General features: G+C 57.8%; 25 protein-coding genes. 18 read left to right on the top strand and 7 right to left on the bottom strand.

Annotated features, from left to right (window positions below; all coding sequences use genetic code 11):
* Position 1: 1 nt before the first annotated feature.
* A complete protein-coding gene (locus R0140_RS25525; RefSeq protein WP_008807315.1) occupies positions 2 to 511 on the bottom strand; it encodes a GNAT family N-acetyltransferase in 510 nt (169 codons plus the stop codon).
* Positions 512 to 655: 144 nt separating this feature from the next.
* Here R0140_RS25525 and psiE point away from each other — a divergent pair, with 144 nt between their 5' ends.
* A complete protein-coding gene (gene psiE, locus R0140_RS25520; RefSeq protein ID WP_046882476.1) occupies positions 656 to 1,066 on the top strand; it encodes a phosphate-starvation-inducible protein PsiE in 411 nt (136 codons plus the stop codon).
* Between the two features lie 192 nt (positions 1,067 to 1,258).
* Here psiE and malG read toward each other — a convergent pair whose 3' ends face one another.
* The 3 genes from malG to malE all read right to left on the bottom strand — a co-directional run bounded on the left by malG (position 1,259) and on the right by malE (position 5,016).
* Positions 1,259 to 2,149, bottom strand: coding sequence for a maltose ABC transporter permease MalG (gene malG / locus R0140_RS25515; RefSeq protein WP_002884725.1), 891 nt, complete (start codon positions 2,147 to 2,149; stop codon positions 1,259 to 1,261).
* 14 nt (positions 2,150 to 2,163) lie between these two features.
* Positions 2,164 to 3,708 carry a maltose ABC transporter permease MalF gene (gene malF, locus R0140_RS25510; RefSeq protein WP_008807314.1) on the bottom strand — a complete coding sequence of 515 codons (1,545 nt, stop codon included), beginning with the start codon at positions 3,706 to 3,708 and terminating at the stop codon, positions 2,164 to 2,166.
* Positions 3,709 to 3,825: 117 nt separating this feature from the next.
* Positions 3,826 to 5,016 carry a maltose/maltodextrin ABC transporter substrate-binding protein MalE gene (gene malE / locus R0140_RS25505; protein ID WP_008807313.1) on the bottom strand — a complete coding sequence of 397 codons (1,191 nt, stop codon included), beginning with the start codon at positions 5,014 to 5,016 and terminating at the stop codon, positions 3,826 to 3,828.
* A gap of 370 nt (positions 5,017 to 5,386) precedes the next feature.
* Between malE and malK the strand changes: the two genes are divergently transcribed.
* From malK to ubiA, 5 genes are all read left to right on the top strand, one after another.
* Positions 5,387 to 6,496, top strand: a complete 1,110-nt coding sequence (gene malK / locus R0140_RS25500; protein WP_008807312.1) for a maltose/maltodextrin ABC transporter ATP-binding protein MalK — start codon at positions 5,387 to 5,389, stop codon at positions 6,494 to 6,496.
* A gap of 84 nt (positions 6,497 to 6,580) precedes the next feature.
* Positions 6,581 to 7,870: a maltoporin gene (locus R0140_RS25495; RefSeq protein WP_008807311.1), complete on the top strand. Its 1,290-nt coding sequence runs from the start codon at positions 6,581 to 6,583 to the stop codon at positions 7,868 to 7,870.
* Positions 7,871 to 7,984: 114 nt separating this feature from the next.
* Positions 7,985 to 8,914, top strand: a complete 930-nt coding sequence (gene malM, locus R0140_RS25490; protein ID WP_023323463.1) for a maltose operon protein MalM — start codon at positions 7,985 to 7,987, stop codon at positions 8,912 to 8,914.
* A gap of 187 nt (positions 8,915 to 9,101) precedes the next feature.
* Positions 9,102 to 9,599 carry a chorismate lyase gene (gene ubiC, locus R0140_RS25485; protein WP_022065222.1) on the top strand — a complete coding sequence of 166 codons (498 nt, stop codon included), beginning with the start codon at positions 9,102 to 9,104 and terminating at the stop codon, positions 9,597 to 9,599.
* Positions 9,600 to 9,611: 12 nt separating this feature from the next.
* Entirely contained in the window at positions 9,612 to 10,478 is an 867-nt protein-coding gene (gene ubiA / locus R0140_RS25480; protein WP_049152849.1) for a 4-hydroxybenzoate octaprenyltransferase, read from the top strand.
* Between the two features lie 57 nt (positions 10,479 to 10,535).
* Here the strand turns inward: ubiA and plsB are convergent, their stop codons facing one another.
* Entirely contained in the window at positions 10,536 to 12,959 is a 2,424-nt protein-coding gene (plsB, locus tag R0140_RS25475) for a glycerol-3-phosphate 1-O-acyltransferase PlsB (protein WP_008807307.1), read from the bottom strand.
* A 128-nt stretch (positions 12,960 to 13,087) separates the two neighbouring features.
* Between plsB and R0140_RS25470 the strand changes: the two genes are divergently transcribed.
* The 4 genes from R0140_RS25470 (at position 13,088) to R0140_RS25455 (ending at position 16,018) form a co-directional block, all read left to right on the top strand.
* Positions 13,088 to 13,456, top strand: a complete 369-nt coding sequence (locus R0140_RS25470) for a diacylglycerol kinase (protein WP_008807306.1) — start codon at positions 13,088 to 13,090, stop codon at positions 13,454 to 13,456.
* A 122-nt stretch (positions 13,457 to 13,578) separates the two neighbouring features.
* Positions 13,579 to 14,187, top strand: a complete 609-nt coding sequence (lexA, locus tag R0140_RS25465) for a transcriptional repressor LexA (RefSeq protein ID WP_004206291.1) — start codon at positions 13,579 to 13,581, stop codon at positions 14,185 to 14,187.
* A 69-nt stretch (positions 14,188 to 14,256) separates the two neighbouring features.
* Complete coding sequence (dinF, locus tag R0140_RS25460) at positions 14,257 to 15,573, top strand: MATE family efflux transporter DinF (RefSeq protein ID WP_049152850.1); 1,317 nt, start codon at positions 14,257 to 14,259, stop codon at positions 15,571 to 15,573.
* 235 nt (positions 15,574 to 15,808) lie between these two features.
* Positions 15,809 to 16,018 carry a CsbD family protein gene (locus tag R0140_RS25455; RefSeq protein WP_004206293.1) on the top strand — a complete coding sequence of 70 codons (210 nt, stop codon included), beginning with the start codon at positions 15,809 to 15,811 and terminating at the stop codon, positions 16,016 to 16,018.
* 95 nt (positions 16,019 to 16,113) lie between these two features.
* Here the strand turns inward: R0140_RS25455 and zur are convergent, their stop codons facing one another.
* Positions 16,114 to 16,629, bottom strand: coding sequence for a zinc uptake transcriptional repressor Zur (gene zur, locus R0140_RS25450; protein ID WP_012543190.1), 516 nt, complete (start codon positions 16,627 to 16,629; stop codon positions 16,114 to 16,116).
* Between the two features lie 249 nt (positions 16,630 to 16,878).
* Between zur and R0140_RS25445 the strand changes: the two genes are divergently transcribed.
* The 3 genes from R0140_RS25445 (at position 16,879) to pspG (ending at position 18,848) form a co-directional block, all read left to right on the top strand.
* Positions 16,879 to 17,367, top strand: coding sequence for a cupin domain-containing protein (locus R0140_RS25445; protein WP_002884935.1), 489 nt, complete (start codon positions 16,879 to 16,881; stop codon positions 17,365 to 17,367).
* A 100-nt stretch (positions 17,368 to 17,467) separates the two neighbouring features.
* The gene (gene dusA, locus R0140_RS25440; RefSeq protein WP_012543189.1) at positions 17,468 to 18,466 is read left to right on the top strand and encodes a tRNA dihydrouridine(20/20a) synthase DusA; all 999 of its coding nucleotides are present in this window, start codon (positions 17,468 to 17,470) and stop codon (positions 18,464 to 18,466) included.
* A gap of 139 nt (positions 18,467 to 18,605) precedes the next feature.
* Positions 18,606 to 18,848 carry an envelope stress response protein PspG gene (gene pspG / locus R0140_RS25435; protein ID WP_012543188.1) on the top strand — a complete coding sequence of 81 codons (243 nt, stop codon included), beginning with the start codon at positions 18,606 to 18,608 and terminating at the stop codon, positions 18,846 to 18,848.
* 181 nt (positions 18,849 to 19,029) lie between these two features.
* On the opposite strand, the gene R0140_RS25430 is transcribed toward pspG, so the two are convergent.
* Positions 19,030 to 20,013 (bottom strand): quinone oxidoreductase, encoded by a 984-nt coding sequence (locus R0140_RS25430; protein ID WP_032734031.1) that lies wholly within the window; start codon positions 20,011 to 20,013, stop codon positions 19,030 to 19,032.
* Between the two features lie 169 nt (positions 20,014 to 20,182).
* Between R0140_RS25430 and dnaB the strand changes: the two genes are divergently transcribed.
* From dnaB to R0140_RS25405, 5 genes are all read left to right on the top strand, one after another.
* Entirely contained in the window at positions 20,183 to 21,598 is a 1,416-nt protein-coding gene (dnaB, locus tag R0140_RS25425) for a replicative DNA helicase (protein WP_008807299.1), read from the top strand.
* Between the two features lie 31 nt (positions 21,599 to 21,629).
* Positions 21,630 to 22,709, top strand: coding sequence for an alanine racemase (alr, locus tag R0140_RS25420; RefSeq protein ID WP_008807298.1), 1,080 nt, complete (start codon positions 21,630 to 21,632; stop codon positions 22,707 to 22,709).
* A gap of 176 nt (positions 22,710 to 22,885) precedes the next feature.
* Complete coding sequence (tyrB, locus tag R0140_RS25415) at positions 22,886 to 24,079, top strand: aromatic amino acid transaminase (protein WP_008807297.1); 1,194 nt, start codon at positions 22,886 to 22,888, stop codon at positions 24,077 to 24,079.
* A gap of 193 nt (positions 24,080 to 24,272) precedes the next feature.
* A complete protein-coding gene (gene aphA / locus R0140_RS25410; RefSeq protein ID WP_008807296.1) occupies positions 24,273 to 24,986 on the top strand; it encodes an acid phosphatase AphA in 714 nt (237 codons plus the stop codon).
* A gap of 130 nt (positions 24,987 to 25,116) precedes the next feature.
* The gene (locus R0140_RS25405) at positions 25,117 to 25,533 is read left to right on the top strand and encodes a secondary thiamine-phosphate synthase enzyme YjbQ (RefSeq protein ID WP_008807295.1); all 417 of its coding nucleotides are present in this window, start codon (positions 25,117 to 25,119) and stop codon (positions 25,531 to 25,533) included.

The raw sequence follows: 25,533 nt of genomic DNA, 5'->3' as shown, positions 1-25,533 counted from the left end.
CTCAGATCGGTTTGGCCAGAATATGTAAGGTGCTTTGCTGGCTGGCGGAATGAAATGCGACATCTTTCACGTGCTGCATCCCCTGACGTTCGTAAAAGCGGCGCGCAGCGGGGTTATCGGCGAGCACTTCCAGCCACAGCCAGCGTTCACCGGCCGCTTTTGCTCTCGCCTCGACGGCGCGAAATATCTGCTCGCCGTAGCGTCGGCCCGTTGTGTCAGGCAGCAGGTAGAGCTTATGCAACAGCGTACCGGACGGACCTTCAGGACTTATCGCCTGACGACAGGCGTATTTCGCAAAGCCGACAGGGTGGGGGGCTTCAGCAATCAACCAACAGCACTGGGAATCGGTCAGGCTGCGTTGCAGCGAGGCCAGGGAATACTCTTGTTGCAGGTAGCACGCCAGCTCGTCGGCGTTATGCCAGAGGTGAGCAAAGTGATGGCGATAGCTGGCATTGCCCATTTCATTGAGTAAAGCCGCATCCTCTGCGCGTGCGGTACGAATCTTCAGCATGGTTGTTTCCTTTTTAACCCGTCCGTCTGGGCTGTGATTGTTACATCTTCGCCGGTGGTGGCAAAAAGTTAGCGAATAATGTCGATCTGGATCACATTTTTGCGTTATACAGGTCTCAAAGAAGCATAATGATGAGGGGTATTTATGTCGTCGGTTTATCGTCCGCTGGTGAATTTTATCGCCACCGCGATGCAAACGGTTTTGAATCTTGGGCTGCTGTGCCTGGGGATTATTTTGATCGTCTTCCTCGGGAAAGAGACGCTGCATCTGGCCGATGTCCTCTTTACCCCGGAGCCGACCAGTAAGTACCGGCTGGTGGAAGGTCTGGTGGTCTACTTCCTCTACTTCGAGTTTATCGCGCTGATCGTCAAGTATTTTCAGTCGGGGTTCCACTTCCCGCTGCGCTATTTCGTCTATATCGGTATCACCGCGATTGTGCGCCTGATTATCATCGACCATGAGTCGCCGATGTCGGTGCTGATTTACTCTGCTGCGATCCTGATCCTGGTGATTACGCTCTGGCTGTGTAACTCCAATCGCCTGAAACGCGAATAAAAAAAAGCGGCCTCCAGGGCCGCTGACCAACAGTCACAAATAAAATTTATGTAGGGTCCAGTTGAGGATAGCAGTGGCATTGGCCTTACTTTTTCAGCTGAGGGCGACGGCGACAATACCCGGTTGGGGTCGTGTATTGCGGCTAGACCGTCGGCCCTCATCTGAAATTTGGGGCCGGTGTTACAAAAAAACTTAACCTTTCACCCCACCCGCCGTCAGGCCGTTAACCAGCCAGCGCTGCGCCAGCAGGAAGACGACCGTGATCGGGATGGCGGAGAGCACCGCCGCAGCGGCGAAGTCGCCCCACAGATAGTTCTGCGGGTTGAGATACTGTTGCATACCTACCGCCAGGGTATAGCTGTTCACATCGCGCAGCAGCAGCGAGGCGACGGGCACTTCGGTGATGGCCGCGATGAACGACAGAATAAACACCACCGCCAGAATCGGCACCGACAGCGGCAGCAGCACGAGGCGGAAAGCCTGCCATGGGGTCGCGCCATCCAGCGCCGCCGCTTCTTCCAGCGAACCATCGATGGTTTCGAAGTAGCCTTTAATCGTCCAGACGTGCAGCGCGATACCGCCCATATAAGCGAAGATCACGCCGCCGTGGGTGTTGAGGCCGACGAACGGGATGTACTGGCCCAGGCGATCAAACAACGCATACAGAGCCACCAGCGACAGCACCGCCGGGAACATCTGGAAAATCAGCATCCCTTTCAGCAGCGTCGCTTTCCCCGGGAAGCGCATACGGGCAAAAGCGTAGGCGCAGGTGGTGGAGAGGGCGACGATACCGATCGCGGTAATGCCGGCGACCTTAATCGAGTTCCACAGCCACAGCAGCACCGGGAACGGCGGCGGCGTGACGCGGCCATCGGCGTGTTCGACGCTGAAGCCTAACGCCAGACGCCAGTGTTCCCAGGAGATGGTATCCGGGATCAGGCTGCCGGTGGCGAAGTTACCCTCGCGCAGCGAGATGGCGATAACCATCAGCAGCGGAAACATAATCGCCGCGATAAAAATCAGTAGCAGGAGATGCGTGGTAAAGAGACGCAGCTTTTGAGATTTGGGTTGGACCATAGCCATTATCGTTATCTCCCTTAATCAAACTTCATGCGCGTGGCTTTCAGATTCACAATCGCTAACGCGCCAACCAGCAGGAAGATAAGCGTTGCGATAGCCGCCGCCAGGCCGAAGTCCTGACCGCCGCCGCCTTCAAAGGCGATGCGATAGGTGTAGCTCACCAGCAGGTCGGTATAACCGGCCGGGGTGGTGGTGCCGAGACGGTCCGGACCACCGTTGGTCAACAGCTGAATCAGCACGAAGTTGTTAAAGTTAAAGGCGAAGCTGGCGATCATCAGCGGTGTCAGCGGTTTGATCAGCAGCGGCAGCGTAATTTTAAAGAAGTTCTGGAACGGACCGGCGCCATCCATCGCCGACGCTTCGTACAGATCGTCCGGAATCGCCTTCAGCAACCCCATGCACAGGATCATCATGTACGGATAGCCCAGCCAGGTATTGACGATGATGATCATGGTACGCGCGGTGGTCGGGTCGCTAAACCAGGCCGGCTTAATGCCGAACAGCGCGCTGAGCATCATATTGATTTCACCAAAGCTCTGGTTGAACAGCCCTTTGAAAATCAGAATCGAAATAAACGACGGTACGGCATACGGCAGAATCAACAGGACGCGGTAAATTGCTTTGCCTTTCAGCGCTTCCCACTGCACCAGACAAGCCAGCACCATTCCCACGGCCACGGTCAAAATCACCGTCAGCACCGAGAACACCACGGTCCAGACGAAAATAGCGAAGAACGGTTTCTGGATACCTTCGTCCTGGAAGACGCGGGTGAAGTTATCCCAGCCGATCGTCACGGTGTAGCCCGGGCTCAGCTTTTCAGTGCCCCAGCTGCCGTCGGCGTTAATCGCCTGGTAGAAGCCTACGTCATTGTTCGGGCGGTATTTAACGTGGGTCTGATTGTTGGTCAGCACCCCATCTTCGCTAAGCGTATACAGCGGTTGAGTGCCAGAGAACTGACGCAGCGAGCTCATGATCACTTTGCTGTCATCCGGCAGCACCGCGGTCAGTTGGTTCAGCGCGGTGCGATTCTGGGTAATGACGCGCAGGCTTACGCGCTCGCCTTCCGGCAGGGCATCTGTTTCTTTTAACGCCAGCTTCTGCTCACCGCCGAATTTAAAAGCGTCGGAAAGGTAGTTTTTACCGCTCTCGCCGTCGGTCAGGGCCAGTTTCCACTCGTCCCCCGCCGGGATCAGCGTGAAGTTATAGGCTTTGCCAGCCTGGAAAGAGCGATCCATCAGCACCTGCTGCGCACGTTCAAAGGTCAGCTGGTTGGTGCTGCTGTAGTTAGTGAAGGCGATGGCAATGGTACAGATCAGCGGAAACAGGACGAACAGACCCATGCCGGCGAGGCCGGGATAGACATAGCGCCAGGCATAAGCCTTGCGATTAGCGAAAATATACAGGCCAACTGAGCTTAAAATCAGCGTCATGATGGCGAACAGGTACTCCCCCTGGGCGTACATCAAAACAACAAGGTAACCCACCAGCAGGCACAGTAAGCCAATCACAGACCATGTGAGTTGCGGACTTTGCCACCAGTGTTTCTTTTTAACGGCATCCATGGGGATCATCCTCTACAGCGGTGAAAACTTATTTGTCAGGCGGCGCTTCGCTTACCTGACCTACGGTCCGAGCCGTAGTGGTAGGGCGGGTAAGCGCAAGCGCCACCCGCCGTTTTCTTACTTGGTGATACGGCTCTGTGCATCCTTCAGTGCAGCATCGACCGTCTGGCGACCGCTGGCGGCGTTGATTACCGCGGTACGAACGGCATACCAGAAGGCAGACATCTGCGGGATGTTAGGCATGATTTCGCCATTCTGGGCGTTCGCCATGGTGGCGGCGATGCGCGGATCTTTTTCCAGTTTCTCCTGGAAGGATTTCAGCGCGACAGCACCCAGCGGTTTGTCGTTGTTAACCGCTTCCAGACCCTGATCGGTCATCAGGTAGTTTTCGAGGAACTCTTTCGCCAGCTCTTTGTTCGGGCTGGCGGCGTTGATACCGGCGCTCAGCACGCCAACGAACGGTTTCGATGGTTTGCCTTTAAAGGTCGGCAGCAGGGCGACGCCGTAATTAACCTTGCTCTTATCAATGTTAGACCACGCCCACGGACCGTTGATGGTCATGGCGGTTTCGCCTTTGTTGAAGGCGGCTTCCGCGATGGAGTAATCCGTGTCGGCATTCATGTGCTTGTTCTTGATCAGGTCAACCAGGAAGGTGAGACCCGCTTTCGCGCCTGCGCTGTCTACGCCGACGTTTTTCACGTCATATTTGCCGTTTTCAAACTTGAAGGCGTACCCGCCGTCGGCAGCGATCAGCGGCCAGGTGAAGTACGGTTCTTGCAGGTTGAACATCAGCGCGCTCTTACCTTTCGCTTTCAGCGCTTTATCCAGCGCCGGGATCTCTTCCCAGGTTTTCGGCGGGTTCGGCACCAGGTCCTTGTTATAAATCAGGGACAGGGCTTCAACCGCCACCGGATAGGCGATCAGTTTGCCGTTAAAGCGCACGGCATCCCAGGTGAAGGGATAGAGTTTGTCCTGGAACGCTTTGTCCGGGGTGATTTCAGCCAGCAGGCCGGACTGTGCGTAGCCGCCGAAACGGTCATGCGCCCAGAAGATGATGTCCGGGCCGTCGCCGGTCGCCGCAACCTGCGGGAACTTCTCTTCCAGCTTGTCCGGATGCTCTACGGAAACTTTAATGCCGGTGTCTTTTTCAAACTTTTTACCCACTTCAGCGAGGCCGTTATAGCCTTTGTCGCCGTTAATCCAGATAACCAGCTTACCTTCTTCAATTTTTGCGAGGGCAGAGGCGGAAAACATCATCGTGGTCAGTGCTGACAGCGCGAGGATGCGAGCGCCAGTTTTGATTTTCATATACCCGTCCTATTTGGTGATGTACTCGTGGATACACTTCGGTGGCTTAACGATGATGAGTTTCCTTTTTTAACAACCCCTTTCCATCCTCCCCAGGTCTACGCCCCACCCGCTGGTTGTGTGATCTCCATTGCAAAAACGGCCGTATTGCGTCCTGGAGCACAGAAAAAAGTGCCCAATTTTGTCGTCCCCATCACGAAATCACGCTGCGTCCGCCATCCCCCGCGGCGAGAGGCAATCTCTCATCCTCCCATCTCCTCCCCCATAAAAAAGCCGGGGGGTGGAGGATTTGCCAGCCTAAGGAATGCCGCATAGTCGACCCATCTTGAATGTGTCTTTAAGTGACAGGTTGTAACGAAGGGAGAAGGGCATGGCGAGCGTACAGCTGCGAAATGTAACGAAAGCCTGGGGCGACGTGGTGGTATCTAAAGATATCAATCTCGAGATCCAGGATGGGGAGTTCGTCGTGTTTGTTGGACCGTCGGGCTGCGGCAAATCCACCCTGCTGCGTATGATTGCCGGACTGGAAACCGTCACCAGCGGCGATCTGTTTATTGGCGATACCCGGATGAACGACGTGCCGCCAGCCGAACGTGGCATCGGCATGGTATTCCAGTCATATGCGCTTTATCCCCATCTTTCCGTTGCCGAAAATATGTCTTTCGGCCTCAAGCTGGCCGGCGCGAAAAAAGAGGTTATTAACCAGCGTGTGACTCAGGTGGCTGAGGTCTTACAGCTGGCGCATCTCCTGGAGCGTAAACCGAAAGCGCTTTCCGGTGGTCAGCGCCAGCGTGTGGCGATCGGTCGTACGCTGGTGGCAGAGCCAAGCGTCTTCCTGCTGGATGAACCGCTCTCTAACCTGGATGCCGCCCTGCGCGTCCAGATGCGTATCGAGATCTCCCGTCTGCATAAGCGACTGGCCCGCACCATGATTTATGTCACCCACGATCAGGTGGAAGCGATGACCCTCGCCGACAAGATCGTGGTTCTGGACGCCGGCCGTGTGGCGCAGGTCGGGAAACCGCTGGAGCTCTATCACTATCCGGCTGACCGCTTCGTTGCTGGCTTTATCGGTTCGCCGAAGATGAACTTCCTGCCGGTCAAAGTCACGGCGACGGCTATCGATCAGGTGCAGGTAGAACTGCCGAACCGTCAGCAAGTCTGGCTGCCGGTGGACAGCGCCAACGTTCAGGTGGGCGCCAACATGTCCTTAGGTATCCGCCCGGAGCATTTACTGCCCAGCGATATCGCCGATGTGACCCTCGAAGGCGAGGTTCAGGTCGTCGAACAGCTCGGTCATGAAACGCAAATTCATATCCAGATCCCCGCCATCCGTCAGAACCTGGTTTACCGCCAGAACGACGTGGTGTTGGTAGAAGAGGGAGCCACATTCGCCATCGGTTTGCCGCCAGAACGTTGCCACTTATTCCGTGAGGATGGCACCGCTTGTCGTCGGCTGCATAAAGAGCCGGGCGTGTAAGGCTTCCCATTAAAAAAGGCGCGAACCCGGCAGGCGGTACACCGGCGAAGCGTTCAAAGAAAAGCAATGATCTCAGGAGATAGAATGATGATTACTCTGCGCAAACTTCCTCTGGCGGTCGCCGTCGCAGCAGGCGTAATGTCTGCTCAGGCGCTGGCTGTCGATTTCCATGGCTACGCGCGTTCCGGCATTGGCTGGACCGGCAGCGGCGGCGAGCAACAGTGCTTCAAAGCGACCGGTGCTCAAAGTAAATACCGTCTTGGTAACGAATGTGAAACCTATGCGGAACTGAAGCTGGGCCAGGAACTGTGGAAAGAAGGGGATAAGAGTTTTTATTTCGATACTAACGTTGCCTATTCCGTGAATCAGGAAGATGACTGGGAAAGCACCTCTCCGGCGTTCCGTGAAGCCAACATCCAGGGTAAAAACCTGATCGACTGGCTGCCGGGCTCCACGCTGTGGGCGGGTAAACGCTTCTATCAGCGTCATGACGTTCACATGATCGACTTCTACTACTGGGATATCTCCGGCCCGGGTGCAGGTCTGGAAAACGTTGACCTTGGCTTCGGTAAGCTCTCTCTGGCCGCTACCCGTAACTCAGAAAGCGGCGGTTCTTATACCTTCTCCAGCGATGACACCAAAAAATATGCAGCGAAAACGGCCAACGACGTCTTTGACATCCGTCTGGCGGGCCTGGAAACCAACCCGGGCGGCGTGCTGGAGTTAGGCGTCGATTACGGCCGCGCGAACCCGCAGGATGACTACCGCCTGGAAGACGGCGCGTCGAAAGACGGCTGGATGTGGACCGGTGAACATACTCAGTCCATCTGGGGCGGCTTCAACAAGTTTGTCGTTCAGTACGCGACCGACGCAATGACCTCCTGGAACAGCGGCCACTCTCAAGGGACCAGCATCGATAACAACGGCAGCATGATCCGCGTTCTGGATCACGGTGCGATGGACTTCAACGATGACTGGGGCCTGATGTACGTGGCGATGTACCAGGACGTGGACCTGGACAGCAAAAACGGTTCGACCTGGTACACCGTGGGTGTCCGTCCGATGTACAAATGGACGCCGATCATGAGCACCCAGCTGGAAATCGGTTACGACAACGTGAAATCCCAGCGTACCAGCGAAAACAACAACCAGTACAAAATTACTCTGGCTCAACAGTGGCAGGCAGGCAACAGCGTCTGGTCTCGTCCGGCTATCCGTATTTTCGCAACCTACGCGAAGTGGGATGAAAACTGGGGTTACAGCAACGCCTCCGGTCTGCAGACCAAAGACAGCAGCGGAAGCGGCATGTACACCTCCAGCCGCGGTGACGACAGCGAAGTTACCTTCGGTGCCCAGATGGAAGTGTGGTGGTAATACCGTCCGCAGGACGGGTGTAACCTGGGAGGGGCGTCAGCCCCTCCTGACTATTCAGGGTTAGCGCGCTATTGCCTGGCTACCGCTAAACCGATGCTATCCAAGGTGAGAAGAATGAAAATGAAGAAAACTCTCGTCGCTCTGTGTTTATCCGCAGGGATGTTGGCATGCGTGCCGGGGATGAGCCTTGCCGATGTTAACTTTGTACCGCAGAACACCAGCGCCGCGCCGTCTATTCCAGCCAGCGCGCTGCAGCAGCTGATCTGGACGCCTGCCGATCAATCAAAGACGCAGAGCGTTGATTTAACCACCGGCGGTCAACGCCTGGATGTCCCGGGGATCGTCGGACCGGTCGCCGCCTGGAGCGTACCGGCCAATATCGGTGAGCTGACCCTGACGCTCGACAGCGAACTGAACAAACATAAGCAGATTTTTGCGCCGAACGTGCTGATTCTGGATCAGAACATGACGCCAGCGGCGTTCTTCCCCAGCAACTACTTTACCTATCAGCAGCCGGGCGTCATGACCGCTGACCGCCTGGGCGGCGTGATGCGCCTGACCCCGGCGCTGGGCCAGCAAAAACTCTATGTGCTGGTGTTTACCACTGAAAAAGATCTCCAGCAGACCACGACCCTGCTGGATCCGGCGAAAGCCTATGCCAAAGGCGCCGGCAATGCGGCCCCGGATATCCCGGATCCGATCGCTAAACATACCACCGATGGCGTGCTGAAGCTGAAAGTGAAAACCAATAGCACCTCCAGCGTGCTGGTGGGCCCGCTGTTCGGCTCCGCCGGCCCGGGTCCGGTCACCGTAGGCAATACCGCCGCGCCGGTGGCCGCGCCAGCCGCCGCTGCTGCTGCTGCACCGGCAGCCAAAAGCGAACCGATGCTCAGCGATACCGAAACCTACTTCAACAACGGTATTAAGCAGGCGGTGAAACAAGGTGACATCGACAAAGCCCTGAAATTGATGAACGAAGCTGAGCGCCTCGGCTCGAAATCCGCTCGTTCCACCTTTATCAGCAGTGTAAAAGGCAAGGGGTAATCGTCTCCCCACAATGCTGATGTTTAGGCACAGCCTTTAGGTGCATCCTTCGGGATGCACCTTTTTTTGCACGCGCGGCAGCCTGTTGCATGGCTGTTGCGTGAATGATCGTATATTGACGTTTGCCCGCCACCAACCGCCTATTCTGCGATACAATGCTTTCACGTTATGTACCGGAGAATCAGGCATGTCCCATCCTGCGCTTACGCGACTGCGTGCGCTGCGCTATTTTGCCGTTATGCCATCCCTGGCGCCGCCCCTGAGTGACTGGCTGCTGCTGGAGGACTCAATGACCCAGCGCTTTGAGCAACAAGGAAAGCAGGTCACCGTGACCCTGATTAACGAAGGGTATATTGAGCGTGAGGCGCTGACTGACGAAGCGGCGCTGCTACCTGACGAGCCGCGCTACTGGCTGCGGGAGATTATACTCAATGCCGATGGCGAACCCTGGCTGGCCGGGCGCACGGTGGTGCCGGAGTCGACACTGTGTGGTCCGGAGCTGGCGCTACAGCAGCTCGGGCAGATCCCGCTGGGCCGATACCTGTTCACGTCGTCGACATTAAGCCGCGATTTTATTGAAATTGGTCGCGATGCAGCGCTGTGGGGGCGTCGTTCCCGCCTGCGGCTGAGCGGCAAACCCCTGCTGCTGACCGAGCTGTTTTTACCTGCGTCGCCGTTGTACTAAGAGGAAGAAAAAATGGAGTGGAGTCTGTCGCAGAATAAGCTGTTGGCGTTTCATCGCCTGATGCGCACTGACAAACCGATCGGCGCTTTGCTGCTGCTGTGGCCGACGCTGTGGGCGCTGTGGGTGGCCTCGCCGGGCGTCCCGTCGCTGTGGATCCTGGCGGTATTCGTCGCCGGCGTCTGGCTGATGCGCGCCGCCGGCTGCGTGGTGAATGACTATGCCGATCGAAAATTTGATGGTCACGTAAAGCGTACCGCCCGTCGTCCGCTACCGAGCGGCGACGTTACCGAGAAAGAGGCGCGAACGCTGTTTATCGTTCTGGTGTTGCTCTCCTTCCTGCTGGTGCTCACCCTCAACACCATGACCATTCTGCTGTCGGTCGCGGCGCTGGCCCTGGCGTGGGTCTACCCGTTTATGAAGCGCTACACTCATCTGCCGCAGGTGGTGCTGGGGGCCGCCTTTGGCTGGTCGATCCCGATGGCCTTCTCGGCCGTTAGCGAATCGCTGCCGCTGAGCTGTTGGCTGATGTTCCTCGCCAACATTCTGTGGGCGGTGGCCTACGATACCCAGTATGCGATGGTGGATCGCGATGACGACGTGAAGATCGGCATCAAGTCCACGGCGATCCTGTTCGGCGAAAACGATCGTCTGATTATCGGTATCCTGCAGGTGGCCGTGCTGGCGCTGATGGGCGCGGTGGGCTGGCTGAATGGGCTGGGCTGGGAATACTACTGGTCGTTGTTTGTCGCGGCAGGTCTGTTTGGCTGGCAGCAGAAGCTTATCTTCAATCGCGAGCGCGATAACTGCTTCAAAGCGTTTATGAACAATAACTACGTCGGGCTGGTGCTATTCCTGGGCCTGGCGATGAGCTACCTGTAATCCCCTGTCCGCTTCCCCCCGGTGTATCGGGGGGAAGCGAGGGCAGAAAACACCGCGTTACGCGTCATCCTGCGTGACGCTTTCAATCGTCAGCCGCACATCCGACGTAATCAAGTCCGCCAGCATCCGATAAACCTTCAGGGTCTCTTCCGGCTCGGCATCGCCGGTGTCGCTAATGTAGCCTTCATCGCGCAGGGTCAGCACCAGGGTGCTGAACACCGCTTTGTCGAAGAACTCCGGCGCGTTAATGCCATGCAGCACCGACAGGCGCTGGGCCACGGTACGACTCTCTTTTTCCAGCGAACTGCGGTTGATCGACGGGTTGGCGCTCAGCAGCCAGAAGGTAATGGCATAGCGCTGCAGCGTCTCGCGCGCGCCCGCGGCCAGCAGTTGCAGGGAGCGAGAGTGCGACGGATTGAGGCTCATCACCTCGCCATCGACGACGATCAGCTCCTGACGCAGCATCTCGGCAATCAATGCATCCACCACCCCGGCCAGCTCTGCTTTCTCCCAGCGCAGGAACAGCTCGGCCTTGAGGAACGGATACAGCGTTTCGACATGGCGCAGCACTTCGGTGCGGCTGAGCTGACGATGCTGAGTCACCAGGGCGGCTAACAGCGACGGTATCACCAGCATATGGGCGATGTTGTTGCGATAGTAGGTCATCAGCACCGCCTGCTCGCGCGGCAGGATGATGATATCGCCGATGGTGTCCTTCTCCACTTCGAACTTGTTCATTTGCAGCGCGTGGTCGATAAGCTCGCTGGCCGAAGCGGAAGGTGTCGTCGCATCTGGCGAATAGGGCACATTGCGCAGCAGCGCGAGGTAGCACTCCAGCTGTTGGGTGAGCTGCTCCCGGGTCAGTGAACGCTGACGCGAGGCCAGCAGCGCCGTGCAGCACAGGTTCATGGCGTTGGCCGCGCCGGCGTTGTTGATGCGCACCATCAGGTCAGCGGCGATGTTGTTCACCGTTGGCGTCAGCCAGGAAGGGCGGATGGCTTCGATCGGGTCGATGGCTTCCCGCCACTCCGGCACATGGTGGTTAAGGTAGGTCATCAGCGGCAGTGGTTCGCCGAAGTTGACATAGCCCTGGCCAAGGTTGCGCAGCTTGCTCAAGCCACGCACCATCTGCGGCAGGCTCTCTTTCTCTTTGGTGGCGCCGCGCAGCTCTTTAGCGTAGGTGCCTACTTCCATCACGTGTTCATAGCCGATGTAGATAGGCACCAGAGTGATCGGCCGGGTGCCGCCGCGCAGCATCGCCTGGATGGTCATCGACAGCGTACCGGTCTTCGGATCGAGCAGACGGCCGGTACGGGAGCGGCCGCCTTCGACGAAATACTCGACGGAATAGCCGCGGCTGAACAGCTCGCCAAGATATTCACGGAACACCGTGGAGTAGAGCTTGTTGCCCTTAAAGGTGCGACGGATGAAGAACGCGCCCAGGCGGCGGAAGATCGGCCCGGCAGGCCAGAAGTTGAGGTTGATGCCCGCCGCGATATGCGGTGGCACCAGGCCCTGATGATACAGGACGTAGGAGAGCAGCAGATAGTCCATGTGGCTGCGGTGGCAGGGGACATAGACAATCTCATGGCCGTCGTGAGCCAGCTGGCGCACGCGCTCGGCGTTATGCACGTTGATCCCCTGGTACAGGCGGTTCCAGGTGAAGCCGAGAATGCGGTCGGTCAGGCGGATCATCTCATACGAGAAGTTCGCGGCAATCTCTTCCATCAGCGCGATAGCGTTCTGCTGAGCCTTCTCATGCGAAATTTTCTTGCTGCGCGCTTCGTCTTCCACCGCGCGGGCAATCGCTTTCGAGGCCAGCAGTTTATTAAACAGATCCTGGCGAGCCGGCAGACGCGGGCCGACGGCGGCCAGGCGCTGGCGGGCAAAGTGCATCCGGGCGACGCGAGCCAGCTTCTGGGCGATGATCTTATCGGTACCGTGCTCATCCGCCATGCGGCGCAGCGACACGGAAGGCGAGAAACGCACGAAACTGTCGCGGCCGAGCCAGGAGACGGCGAAAAATTTCTGGATACCGTTCAGCATCCGCAGCGGCGGATTGACTTCCCCTTTCTCACGACCCGGCGAGCGGCCGAACATCACCGAGACCGGCACCATTTGCACATCGAGGTCCGGATGGTTGCGGTGCAGATCGAGGTAGTCGTGGAACAGCTTGATGGACTCTTCTTTTGGCGTGTAATAGGTAAATACGCGCGGCCCACCGTGGATGAATACGTAACGCGGCAGCAGCGCGCCGTCGATCTCCAGCGGTTCAAGCGGATCGGGTAAATCATGCGCCAGGCATTGGGCGCGCAGCGTCAGCAGGTCCGCCTTGGAATTATAGGGCAGGACGTACATGACCGGACGCGAGGTATCGAGTCCTAATTCCTGGGCAGGCTCTGCCGGAATAGACTTGCTTTTTACCAGCACCCGTAATGGTAAATTCAGTAATTTATAGTAAATTCGTTGCCAGCCGGACATAAACGATGTGAAGCCTCTGGTTAATCATGCAAATGCGCGGCAAGAATAACAGAAAGTGGGCAAAATTTCCGTTACCACGCGGCAAACGCGTACACTCATCGACGTCATTTACGTAAAAAGGTTTTGTGATGGCCAATAATACCACCGGGTTAACCCGAATCATTAAGGCGGCAGGTTACTCCTGGAAAGGATTTCGCGCAGCGTGGATCAACGAGGCCGCGTTTCGTCAGGAAGGTATCGCCGCCATCGTGGCCGTCGCGATAGCCTGCTGGCTGGACGTCGACGCCATCACCCGCGTATTGCTGATTGGGTCGGTCCTGCTAGTGATGATAGTCGAAATTCTCAACAGCGCGATTGAGGCGGTCGTGGACCGTATTGGCTCGGAATATCATGAGCTTTCAGGGCGCGCCAAAGACATGGGGTCGGCGGCGGTCCTGCTGGCGATTATCATCGCGCTGATCACCTGGGGAACGCTGCTGTGGAGCCATTATCACTAACGTTCTTCGCTAAGCCTCGCAAAATATAAACAATCTGCCGATTTTTGTGTGCCATGTGGTTCCAAAATCACCGGTAGCTGTATATACTCACAGCATAACTGTATATACACCCAGGGGGCGGAATGAAAGCGTTAACGACCAGGCAGCAAGAGGTGTTTGATCTCATTCGGGATCATATCAGCCAGACGGGCATGCCGCCGACGCGTGCGGAAATTGCTCAGCGCTTGGGGTTCCGTTCCCCAAACGCGGCGGAAGAACACCTGAAAGCGCTGGCGCGTAAAGGCGCGATCGAGATCGTCTCCGGTGCTTCTCGCGGTATCCGCCTGCTGACGGAAGAAGAACATGGCCTGCCGCTGATCGGCCGCGTCGCCGCCGGCGAGCCGCTGCTGGCGCAGCAGCACATTGAGGGGCACTATCAGGTCGACCCGTCGATGTTTAAACCCAACGCGGATTTCCTGCTGCGCGTCAGCGGCATGTCGATGAAAGACATCGGTATCCTTGATGGCGATCTGCTGGCGGTCCACAAAACCCAGGACGTGCGTAACGGCCAGGTGGTGGTAGCGCGCATTGACGACGAAGTGACGGTGAAGCGCCTGAAAAAGCAGGGTAACGTCGTCGAACTGTTGCCGGAAAACAGCGAATTTACCCCTATCGTTGTCGATCTGCGTCAGCAGAGTTTTACCATTGAGGGTCTGGCCGTTGGCGTGATCCGTAATGGAGAATGGCTGTAACGCCTGCCCCTGCGCAGCGTCATCTGATGCATGACGCTGCGACGTTTGTCCTCAATCAGGTCTCCGAACATGCTGCTCAACGCTGCCGATAAAGCGCTGTGGCGCCTTGCGATCCCGATGATTTTCTCCAATATCACCGTCCCGCTGCTGGGGCTGGTGGATACCGCGGTGATCGGCCACCTTGACAGCCCGGTATACCTCGGCGGCGTCGCGGTTGGGGCGACGTCTACCAGTTTCCTCTTCATGCTGCTGCTGTTTTTGCGCATGAGCACCACCGGGCTCACCGCTCAGGCCTGGGGTGCCAAAGATCCGCTGCGACTGGCGCGGGCGCTGGTGCAGCCGCTGGCTCTGGCGCTGGGCGCCGGGGTTCTCATCATCCTGTTTCGCCTGCCGCTGATTAACCTCGCTCTGCATATTGTCGGCGGCAGTGAGGCGGTGCTTGAGCAGGCGAGACGGTTTCTCGAAATCCGCTGGCTCAGCGCCCCCGCCTCGCTGGCCAATCTGGTGCTGCTCGGCTGGCTGCTGGGAGTCCAGTACGCCCGGGCGCCGGTGATTCTGCTGGTGGTCGGTAATCTGCTCAATATTGTGCTCGACCTGTGGCTGGTGATGGGCCTGCGGATGAACGTCCAGGGGGCGGCGCTGGCCACGGTCACCGCGGAGTATGCCACTCTCATTATTGGCCTGATGATGGCGAAGCGGGTGCTGACGCTGCGCGGCGTGTCGCTGGCAATGCTGAAAAACGCCTGGCGCGGGGATCTGCGCCGTCTGCTGGCGTTGAATCGGGACATCATGCTGCGTTCCCTGCTGCTACAGCTGTGCTTTGGCGCGCTGACCGTGTACGGCGCGCGTCTGGGCAGCGACATTGTGGCGGTCAATGCGGTACTGATGACCATGCTGACCTTTACCGCCTATGCGCTGGATGGTTTTGCCTATGCCGTGGAGGCCCACTCCGGCCAGGCCTACGGCGCGCGCGACGGCAGCCAGCTGCTGGAAGTCTGGCGGGCGGCCTGCCGGCAGTCTGGCATGGTGGCGCTGGCGTTTGCCCTGATTTATAGCCTGGCGGGGGAGTACATCATCGCGTTGTTAACCTCGCTGCCTTCTCTGCAGCAGCTGGCCGATCGCTATCTGATCTGGCAGGCCATCTTGCCGGTGGTGGGCGTCTGGTGCTATCTGCTGGACGGCATGTTTATCGGCGCCACACGCGGCGCGGAGATGCGGAACAGCATGGCGGTCGCCGCGGCGGGGTTTGCTGTAACGCTGCTTTCGGTCCCGCTGCTCGGTAACCACGGTCTGTGGCTGGCGCTGGCGGTGTTCCTCGCCCTGCGCGGCCTGTCTCTGGCGCTGATCTGGCGTCGCCACTGGCGACACGGCACCTGGTTTAGCTAGTCATTGCCGTTCATCACGGCCATCTATGAATTCCCGCGGTTGCGCGCCGCTTACCGGGGCAACTCAGTAGCCCGGCTCAGCGTAGCGCAAGCCGGGAAAATCGCCTCAGCCTTACCCATCGGTATGATGGTTAAAAATTCCGAATAACGAATCGGTACCAGCATTCTCATCTATAGTTAATACCATGTCCGGTACAAAACGGGCTGTAAACCCACCGAATGATGAGGACGTTATCATGAATAAAGACGAAATCGGCGGTAACTGGAAACAGTTGAAAGGTAAAGCCAAGGAACAGTGGGGCAAACTTACCGATGATGATATGACCGTGATCGAAGGTAAGCGCGATCAGCTGGTCGGTAAAATTCAGGAACGGTACGGCTATGCGAAGGATCAGGCTGAGAAAGAAGTCTCAGACTGGGAGCATAAAAACGACTACCGCTGGTAGCGTTCCGTGGCTCAAAGAATAAAGCATTTGTGTTAGTGCCTGTCTGAATGGCGTAAGGATGCGCCGTTAACCCTGTTTCCCGCTGCGGCTGACGCTCAGCGGGCTTTCTTTTTCAGCTGAATGGAATGGTCGTGCTGGCAGTGTCCCGGCGTGCTGCAGGCTTCGACTTCCACGCAGTCTGCACAAAGGCCGTGAGCTTCAATCACGTTGTGGCGCAGGGCAAAGCCCATTCTGGCCGCTAACGTATGCATGATATCTTCCACCCCTTCCGCCGCCTCTTCCTTCACCACGCCACAGCGGTCACAGATAAACATGGCTGAGCTATGGGTCGGCTGGTCAAAGAGATGGCACAGCACATAGCTGTTGGTCGATTCAACCTTATGAACAAAACCCTGCTCGAGTAAAAACTCCAGCGCGCGGTAAACCGTCGGCGGTTTAGCCTGCGGCTCTTTGTCACGCAGGAGATCCAGCAGATCGTAGGCGCTGATCGCCCCTTGTTGCAGGCTCATCAGGCGCAACACCTCCAGACGCTGTGGGGTCAGGCGTACGCCGCGCTGCGCGCATAGCTTTTCAGCATGCGCTAACATCTCTTGCGAAGGGGTCTTATCCATGAGCATCCTCGGGTTGTGTGAATTTGAATCTGTTACTTTATCACGTTCCTCAGAAAACACCGAGAGCCGGCAGGTGATACGGGTCATACTTCAGATTGTCGGTACCTGCGCCAGTTCCGGGTGCTGGCCGCTGACTTTCGTGCAGACTACGCCTTAGTCGATCGCTAAAACCGTCCTGCCCGATTTAATCGCAACACGCATGACCCTGGGTATGCTATATCTGAAGTGTCTCATTTTCGGGAGAAAACGATGAAACGACCTGATTGCATTCGCCACTGGCGCGAACTGGAAGGGCCCGACGATGCCACTTATCCCGACAGCCCGGAGCGTTTTTCGATTGGCGCGCCGCTGGGGCGCGGTTTACGTCTCAACCGGCTGGGGATCCACCACGAGCGACTGCCGCCCGGGCGGCGCACCTCGTACCCGCACGCGGAGAGCGATGAGGAAGAGTTCATCTACGTGCTGGAGGGCTATCCGGAAGTGTGGATAAACGGCTATCTCTGGAAGCTGGAGCCAGGGGACAGCGTGGGTTTTCCCGCGGGTACCGGTATCTGCCACACTTTTCTCAATAACACCGAGCAGGAGGTTCGTCTGCTGGTGGTGGGCGAGGCCAACAAGAAATACAACCGCATCTATTATCCGCTCAATCCAGGCTATGCCGCGACGCGCCAGGATCGCTGGGTTGACCATCCGCCGCAATTCTTCGGTCCACACGACGGCAAGCCGCGGAAAAAGTAATCGACCCGGGGAAGGGGCGAAGCGCGGCGCACTATGCGCCTGTGGTTTATCTTTGTGCTATAGTAGCGCCCCTTTTTACCCGGATGCTTATTTATTCGCCATGATGCCTGAATCAACGTCACCTGTTTTCCCTGCTCACCGCTTCTCCATCGCGCCGATGCTCGACTGGACTGACCGACACTGCCGCTACTTCCTGCGGCTGCTGTCGCGGCATACGCTGCTGTATACCGAAATGGTGACCACGGGGGCGATTATTCACGGCAAAGGTGACTATCTGGCCTATAGCGAAGAAGAGCACCCGGTTGCTCTGCAGCTCGGCGGCAGCGATCCGCAGGCCCTGGCGCAGTGCGCGAAGCTGGCTGAAGCGCGTGGCTACGATGAGATCAATCTCAACGTCGGCTGCCCCTCCGACCGCGTGCAGAACGGGATGTTTGGCGCCTGTCTGATGGGCAATGCGCCACTGGTGGCCGACTGCATCAAGGCGATGCGCGATGTGGTGTCGATTCCGGTCACGGTGAAAACCCGTATCGGGATTGACGATCAGGATAGCTATGAGTTTCTATGCGAATTCATTGAGACGGTCTCCGGCAAGGGCGAGTGTGAGATGTTTATTATTCACGCCCGCAAAGCCTGGCTCTCCGGCCTGAGCCCAAAAGAGAACCGCGAGATCCCGCCGCTGGATTACCCCCGCGTCTGGCAGCTGAAGCGCGACTTTCCCCACCTGACGATGGCGATTAACGGCGGGATCAAATCGCTGGACGAAGCCAGACTGCAGCTTGAGCATATGGATGGGGTGATGGTCGGGCGTGAGGCCTATCAGAACCCGGGTATTCTGGCCTCGGTCGACCGCGAAATTTTCGGCATCGCCGGCGCGGATGCCGATCCGGTGGCGGTGGTGCGAGCCATGTACCCGTATATTGAGCGCGAGCTCAGCAATGGCACCTATCTGGGCCATATTACCCGCCATATGCTGGGGCTGTTTCAGGGCATCCCCGGCGCTCGCCAGTGGCGTCGCTACCTGAGCGAGAACGCGCATAAAGCCGGCGCCGATATTGCGGTGCTGGAGCATGCTCTGAAGCTGGTGGCCGATAAACGTTAATTTCTGACGAAAACCTGGTGAAATTGACCACGCCTCGCGCACTGACGCGGGGCGTTTTCTTTTAAAGTCAAATGTTTATGTTTGGCATGCTTTTTGTAATACCTGCAGAGTGAAGTATTCATTCGTTGGGGAGAGAACCATGCTGGAACTGCTATTTGTCATTGGATTTTTTGTCATGCTGTTGGTGACCGGCGTATCGCTGCTGGGGATTATCGCGGCTATCGTGGTCGCTACCGCGCTGATGTTCGTCGGCGGGTTGTTTGCCTTGATGATCAAATTACTGCCGTGGCTGCTGCTGGCCGTGGTGGTGGTGTGGATTATTCGGGCGCTGAAATCCCCGAACGGAAACGCTTTTCGCGACAATAACCGTTGGCGTTACTAAGGTATTGAGGGGTCTGTCACAACCTGAACAATTTTGCAGACAACCGCGTAGGCATTACTGAGCAAATCTGTCACTATTAGCGCGTTAACGAATTCATCGCGCTGTACCCTACATACAGCCGAACTAAAAAAAAGTAAGGGCTTCCCAGGTGGAAGCCCTAAACTTTTGTCCCTTTGTCCGCTTACGGCAGCAGCAAACTAGACCCCTGAGTTACCCGGCTTTCCAGAACTTCATGCGCCCGACGGGCCTCGGTCAGCGGATAGGTCTGACTCTCGGGCACGTCCACTTTGATTACCCCACTGGCGATCAGTGAAAACAGTTCACTGCAGGCTTCCGCCAGCTCTTCCCGGTTGGTGATATAGCCCTGCAGCGATGGGCGGGTGACGTACAGAGAACCTTTCTGATTCAGGATCCCCAGATTGACGCCGGTCACCGGGCCGGAGGAGTTGCCAAAGCTGACCATCAGGCCGCGTCGCTGCAGGCAGTCCAGAGAGGCTTCCCAGGTATCTTTCCCCACCGAGTCGTAGACCACGGCCACTTTCTTACCGTCGGTAAGCGCCTTGAGTCGCTCCACGATTTGCTCTTCGCGATAGTTAATTACCTGCCAGGCGCCAGCCTCTTTGGCACGCTGCGCTTTCTGCGCGCTGCCGACGGTACCGATAAGTTTCGCGCCCAGCGCTTTCGCCCACTGACAGGCAATCAGCCCCACGCCGCCGGCGGCCGCGTGAAACAGGAACACTTCATTAGGCTTAATTTCATAGGTTTTGCGCAGCAGATACCAGACCGTCAATCCTTTCAGGAACGATGCCGCGGCCTGTTCGAAAGAGATGGCGTCCGGCAGGACCGCGGTTTTGTCGGCCAGCACATTGTGTACCGTGCTGTAGGCGCCGAGCGCCGACTGCGCGTACACCACCCGATCGCCTACCTTAATGTGCGTTACCCCATGGCCAACTTTACTGACGACGCCGGCTGCCTCGGTGCCCAGACCGCTCGGCAGCGATGGTGGCGGATAGAGGCCGCTACGAACATAGGTGTCGATATAGTTGATACCGATGGCTTTGTTTTCGACCTGAATTTCATGTTCCGCAGGATCGCGGGGCGTGAACTCAACCGCCTGAAGCACCTCCGGCCCGCCGTGTTTTGAAAATTCGATGCGTGTTGCCATGTTCGCTCCTGTGTTGTTCTGAGATTATCCAGTAAGCTTAACAGCCTGCGGCGGCAGCGACGGATTTTCTTATCCGCCTCAGGCCTGCCACGCTTAATGGGTTCTTTAGCGGCAATGGCTTTCTCGCTATACTGTCACGCTCTTTTCCGTATCGGTGAAATGTTAGGCTATGGCAGGAAATAAACCCTTCAACAAACCACAGACAGAAACCCGCGAACGCGATCCGCAGCTCGCCGGGCTGAAAGTCCCGCCGCACTCGATTGAAGCGGAGCAGTCGGTGTTGGGCGGTTTAATGCTGGATAACGAGCGCTGGGACGACGTCGCCGAACGCGTGGTGTCGGAAGATTTCTATACTCGTCCGCATCGTCATATCTTTACCGAGATGGCGCGTCTGCAGGAGTCAGGTAGCCCGATTGACCTGATCACCCTTGCGGAGTCGCTGGAGCGTCAGGGGCAGCTGGACAGCGTCGGCGGCTTCGCCTACCTGGCCGAACTGTCCAAAAACACGCCCAGCGCGGCGAACATCAGCGCCTATGCTGACATCGTGCGCGAACGCGCGGTGGTGCGCGAGATGATTTCGGTGGCCAACGAGATCGCCGAAGCCGGCTTCGACCCGCAGGGGCGAACCAGCGAAGATCTGCTCGATCTCGCCGAATCCCGGGTTTTCAAAATCGCCGAAAGCCGGGCCAATAAAGACGAAGGGCCGAAAAACATCGCCGATGTGCTTGATGCCACCGTCGCCCGTATCGAACAGCTGTTCCAGCAGCCGCATGACGGTGTCACCGGGGTGAATACCGGCTACGACGACCTCAACAAAAAGACCGCTGGCCTGCAGCCGTCGGATCTGATTATCGTCGCCGCCCGTCCGTCGATGGGTAAAACGACCTTCGCGATGAACCTCGTGGAAAACGCGGCAATGCTGCAGGATAAGCCGGTACTCATCTTCAGTCTTGAGATGCCCTCGGAACAGATCATGATGCGTTCTCTGGCCTCGCTGTCGCGCGTCGATCAGACCCGCATTCGTACCGGTCAACTGGACGATGAAGACTGGGCGCGGATCTCCGGCACCATGGGCATCCTGCTGGAAAAACGCAATATCTATATCGATGACTCCTCCGGCTTGACGCCGACGGAAGTGCGCTCCCGCGCGCGGCGTATCGCCCGTGAGCACGGCGGCATCGGACTTATCATGATCGACTACCTGCAGCTGATGCGCGTGCCGTCGCTCTCCGACAACCGTACCCTTGAGATCGCCGAAATCTCCCGCTCGCTGAAGGCGCTGGCGAAAGAGCTGCAGGTGCCGGTGGTGGCGCTGTCGCAGCTGAACCGCTCGCTGGAACAGCGCGCCGATAAACGCCCGGTCAACTCCGACCTGCGTGAGTCCGGATCCATTGAACAGGATGCCGACTTGATCATGTTCATTTACCGTGATGAGGTTTATCACGAGAACAGCGATCTTAAAGGCATCGCGGAAATTATCATTGGTAAACAACGTAACGGCCCGATCGGCACCGTGCGACTGACCTTTAACGGCCAGTGGTCGCGTTTCGATAATTATGCCGGCCCTCAGTATGACGATGAGTAAACCTCTGTCTGTCTTTTTTTAAGGAATTCAAATGCAAGCGGCAACTGTAGTTATCAACCGCCGCGCTCTGCGACACAACCTGCAACGTCTGCGTGACCTGGCGCCTGCCAGCAAACTGGTTGCGGTGGTGAAAGCGAACGCCTACGGACACGGCCTCCTTGAGACCGCGCGAACGCTGACCGACGCCGACGCCTTTGGCGTCGCCCGCCTGGAAGAGGCGCTGCGCCTGCGAGCAGGAGGCATCGCCCAGCCGATCCTCCTGCTGGAAGGCTTTTTTGCTGCGGAAGACCTGGCGGTGATCGCCGCCCAGCGCCTGCATACGGCGGTGCATAGCCCCGAACAGCTGGCGGCGCTGGAGCAAGCCGATCTCCCCGAGCCGGTAACCGTGTGGATGAAGCTGGATACCGGCATGCATCGCTTAGGGGTGCGCCCGGAGGAAGCCGAGGCGTTTTATCAGCGTCTGAGCCAGTGTAAAAACGTCCGCCAGCCGGTGAACGTGGTGAGCCATTTCGCCCGCGCCGATGAGCCGACCTGCGGCGCCACCGAACGCCAGCTGGATATCTTCACCACCTTTACCGAAGGCAAACCGGGGCTGCGCTCTATCGCCGCCTCGGGCGGCATTCTGCTGTGGCCGCAATCGCATTACGACTGGGTGCGCCCCGGGATTATCCTGTATGGCGTGTCGCCGCTGGACGATCGCTCCACCGGGAAAGATTTTGGCTGCCAGCCGGTGATGACCCTGACGTCCAGCCTGATTGCGGTGCGCGAGCATAAAGCAGGGGAGCCCGTCGGCTACGGCGGCACCTGGATCAGCGAACGCGATACCCGTCTCGGCGTGGTGGCGATGGGCTATGGCGACGGTTATCCGCGCGCCGCGCCGTCGGGCACGCCGGTGCTGGTCAATGGCCGGGAAGTGCCGATTGTCGGCCGGGTAGCGATGGATATGATCTGCGTTGACCTCGGACCGCAGGCCCAGGATAAAGCCGGCGACGCGGTAGTGCTGTGGGGAGAGGGACTCCCGGTAGAGCGCATCGCCGAGATAACGAAAGTGAGTGCTTACGAACTTATTACGCGACTGACCTCCCGCGTCGCCATGAAATACCTCGACTAAGCACCAGCCGTACCGGATAACCCTGATGTTATCCGGTACGCCATCGGCACAGCCGCGAGCGAATAAGCGGTTTATGCCACCTCGCGGTCATTTTCCCCTCAACATCCTCTCGACCTGCCGTCATATCCGGTTTATTGTGTAAGAACCTGCCCTATGTAAACCTGGAGATACATCGCGTGTTTCAAAAAGTTGACGCCTACGCCGGCGACCCTATTCTTTCTCTGATGGAACGCTTCAAAGAAGATCCGCGAAGCGACAAAGTCAACCTGAGTATCGGGCTGTACTACAACGATGACGGCATTATCCCGCAGCTGCAGGCGGTGGCGGAAGCGGAAGCACGCCTGAACGCCGGGCCGCATGGCGCCTCGCTGTATCTGCCGATGGAAGGGTTGAGCGGCTACCGTCAGGCGATTGCGCCGCTGCTGTTCGGCGCAGAGCATACCGCGCTTAAGCAAAACCGCATTGCCTCCATTCAGACGGTCGGCGGTTCGGGCGCGCTGAAGGTCGGGGCCGACTTCCTCAAACGCTACTTTCCGGAGTCTCATGTCTGGGTCAGCGATCCGACCTGGGAAAACCACATCGCCATTTTTGAAGGGGCTGGCTTCGAAGTCAGTACTTACCCCTGGTTTGACAAAGCCACCAACGGCGTGCGCTTTGAGGACCTGCTGGCGACGCTGCAAACGCTGCCGGCGCGCGATATTGTGCTGCTGCACCCTTGCTGCCACAACCCGACCGGCGCCGACCTGACGCCAGCCCAGTGGGACCGCGTGGTTGAGGTATTACAAGCGCGTCAGCTGATCCCCTTCCTCGACATCGCCTACCAGGGCTTTGGCGGGGGGCTGGAAGAGGATGCTTACGCCATTCGCGCCATCGCCAGCGCCGGGATGCCGATGCTGGTCAGCAACTCGTTCTCCAAGATTTTCTCCCTGTACGGGGAGCGTGTCGGCGGTCTGTCAGTGGTCTGTGAAGACAGCGAAACTGCAGGCCGCGTGCTGGGTCAGCTGAAGGCCACCGTGCGCCGCAACTACTCCAGCCCGCCAAGCTTTGGCGCGCAGGTGGTGGCGACGGTGCTGAACGATGCAGCTCTGAAAGCCACCTGGCAGGCGGAAGTGGACGCCATGCGCGCGCACATCCTGACCATGCGCCAGGCGCTGGTCGACGCGCTGCAGCAGGTTGCTCCGGGCAGCAAGGTGGATTACCTGCTTAAGCAGCGCGGGATGTTCAGCTACACCGGCTTCAGCGCAGCGCAGGTCGATCGTCTGCGCGACGAGTTTGGCGTCTACCTGATTGCCAGCGGTCGTATGTGCGTGGCAGGGTTAAACTCACGTAATGTTCAGCAGGTGGCGAAAGCCTTTGCTGCGGTGATGTAAGCCGCTCTCCAGTGGGTTGCCGCTGCCGGTCAACGGGCAGCGGCAACCTCCTCTCTGATTGTGATCATCCTCTTTTTCTATGACATCTACGCGAAAAAGGCTTTTCATCCACGCGATCGGCGGGTAAGGTCGGGGCGTTGCTAAGCATGCACATTATTAAAAATAATAATGATTGATAGATTTAGGGATAAATATGCGCAAACTTACTCTCGCCTTTGCGGCGGCTTCTCTTTTGTTCACGCTGAACAGCGCCGTTGTGGCGCGCGCCTCCACGCCACAGCCGCTGTGGGTGGGCACCAATGTGGCCCAGCTGGCCGAGCAGGCGCCGATCCACTGGGTTTCGGTGGCGCAAATCGAGAACAGCCTGCTGGGGCGGCCGCCGATGGCCGTCGGTTTTGATATCGATGACACCGTCCTCTTCTCCAGTCCGGGCTTCTGGCGCGGGCAAAAAACTTTCTCCCCCGGCAGTGAGGATTACCTGAAAAACCCGCAGTTCTGGGAAAAAATGAACAACGGCTGGGATGAATTCAGCATGCCGAAAGAGGTGGCGCGCCAGCTGATTGCGATGCATGTGAAGCGTGGGGACAGCATTTGGTTCGTCACCGGCCGCAGCCAGACCAAAACAGAAACCGTTTCTAAAACCCTGCAGGATGATTTTCTCATTCCGGCCGCCAATATGAATCCGGTGATTTTCGCCGGTGATAAGCCTGGCCAGAACACCAAGACCCAGTGGCTGCAGGCGAAGCAGATAAAGGTTTTCTACGGCGATTCGGATAACGACATCACCGCTGCCCGTGAGGCCGGCGCCCGTGGGATCCGCGTGCTGCGGGCCGCCAACTCCTCCTATAAGCCGCTGCCGATGGCCGGGGCGCTGGGCGAAGAAGTGATCGTCAATTCCGAATACTGACGATCGCCTGAACGCGATAAACGGCAGCGGTAGCGCTGCCGTTTTTTTATGCAAAATCAGGGGTGGAAGGTTTTACCTTTTCACGTATTGCTGCACACTTAGAAGGATTCATTCGCAAAAGGAGTCGATGATGTGGTATCAGCAAACCCTGACGCTTGGGCCAAAATCCCGCGGTTTTCATCTGGTCACCGATGAGGTCCTCGGTCAGATTCGCGGGCTGTCCGGGGTGAAGGTTGGCCTGCTGCACCTCCTGCTCCAGCATACTTCCGCTTCCCTGACGCTCAACGAAAACTGCGATCCCACCGTCCGCTATGACATGGAGCAGTATTTTCTCAACGCCGTGCCGGACAATGCGCCGTACGAACATGATTATGAAGGTCCTGACGATATGCCTTCGCACATCAAATCATCGATGCTTGGCGTGTCGCTGATGCTGCCGGTCGAGGACGGGCGCGTCAGGCTGGGAACCTGGCAGGGCATCTGGCTGGGGGAGCATCGGATACACGGCGGTTCGCGGCACATCGTTGCGACGCTCATGGGGGAATAA

This window comes from Klebsiella sp. w6 (assembly GCF_033100215.1).
In the GTDB taxonomy this organism is placed as follows: Bacteria; Pseudomonadota; Gammaproteobacteria; order Enterobacterales; family Enterobacteriaceae; genus Klebsiella; species Klebsiella variicola.
The sequence above is the reverse complement of the archived record's forward strand: the minus strand, read 5'-3'. Positions and strand labels throughout refer to the sequence as shown.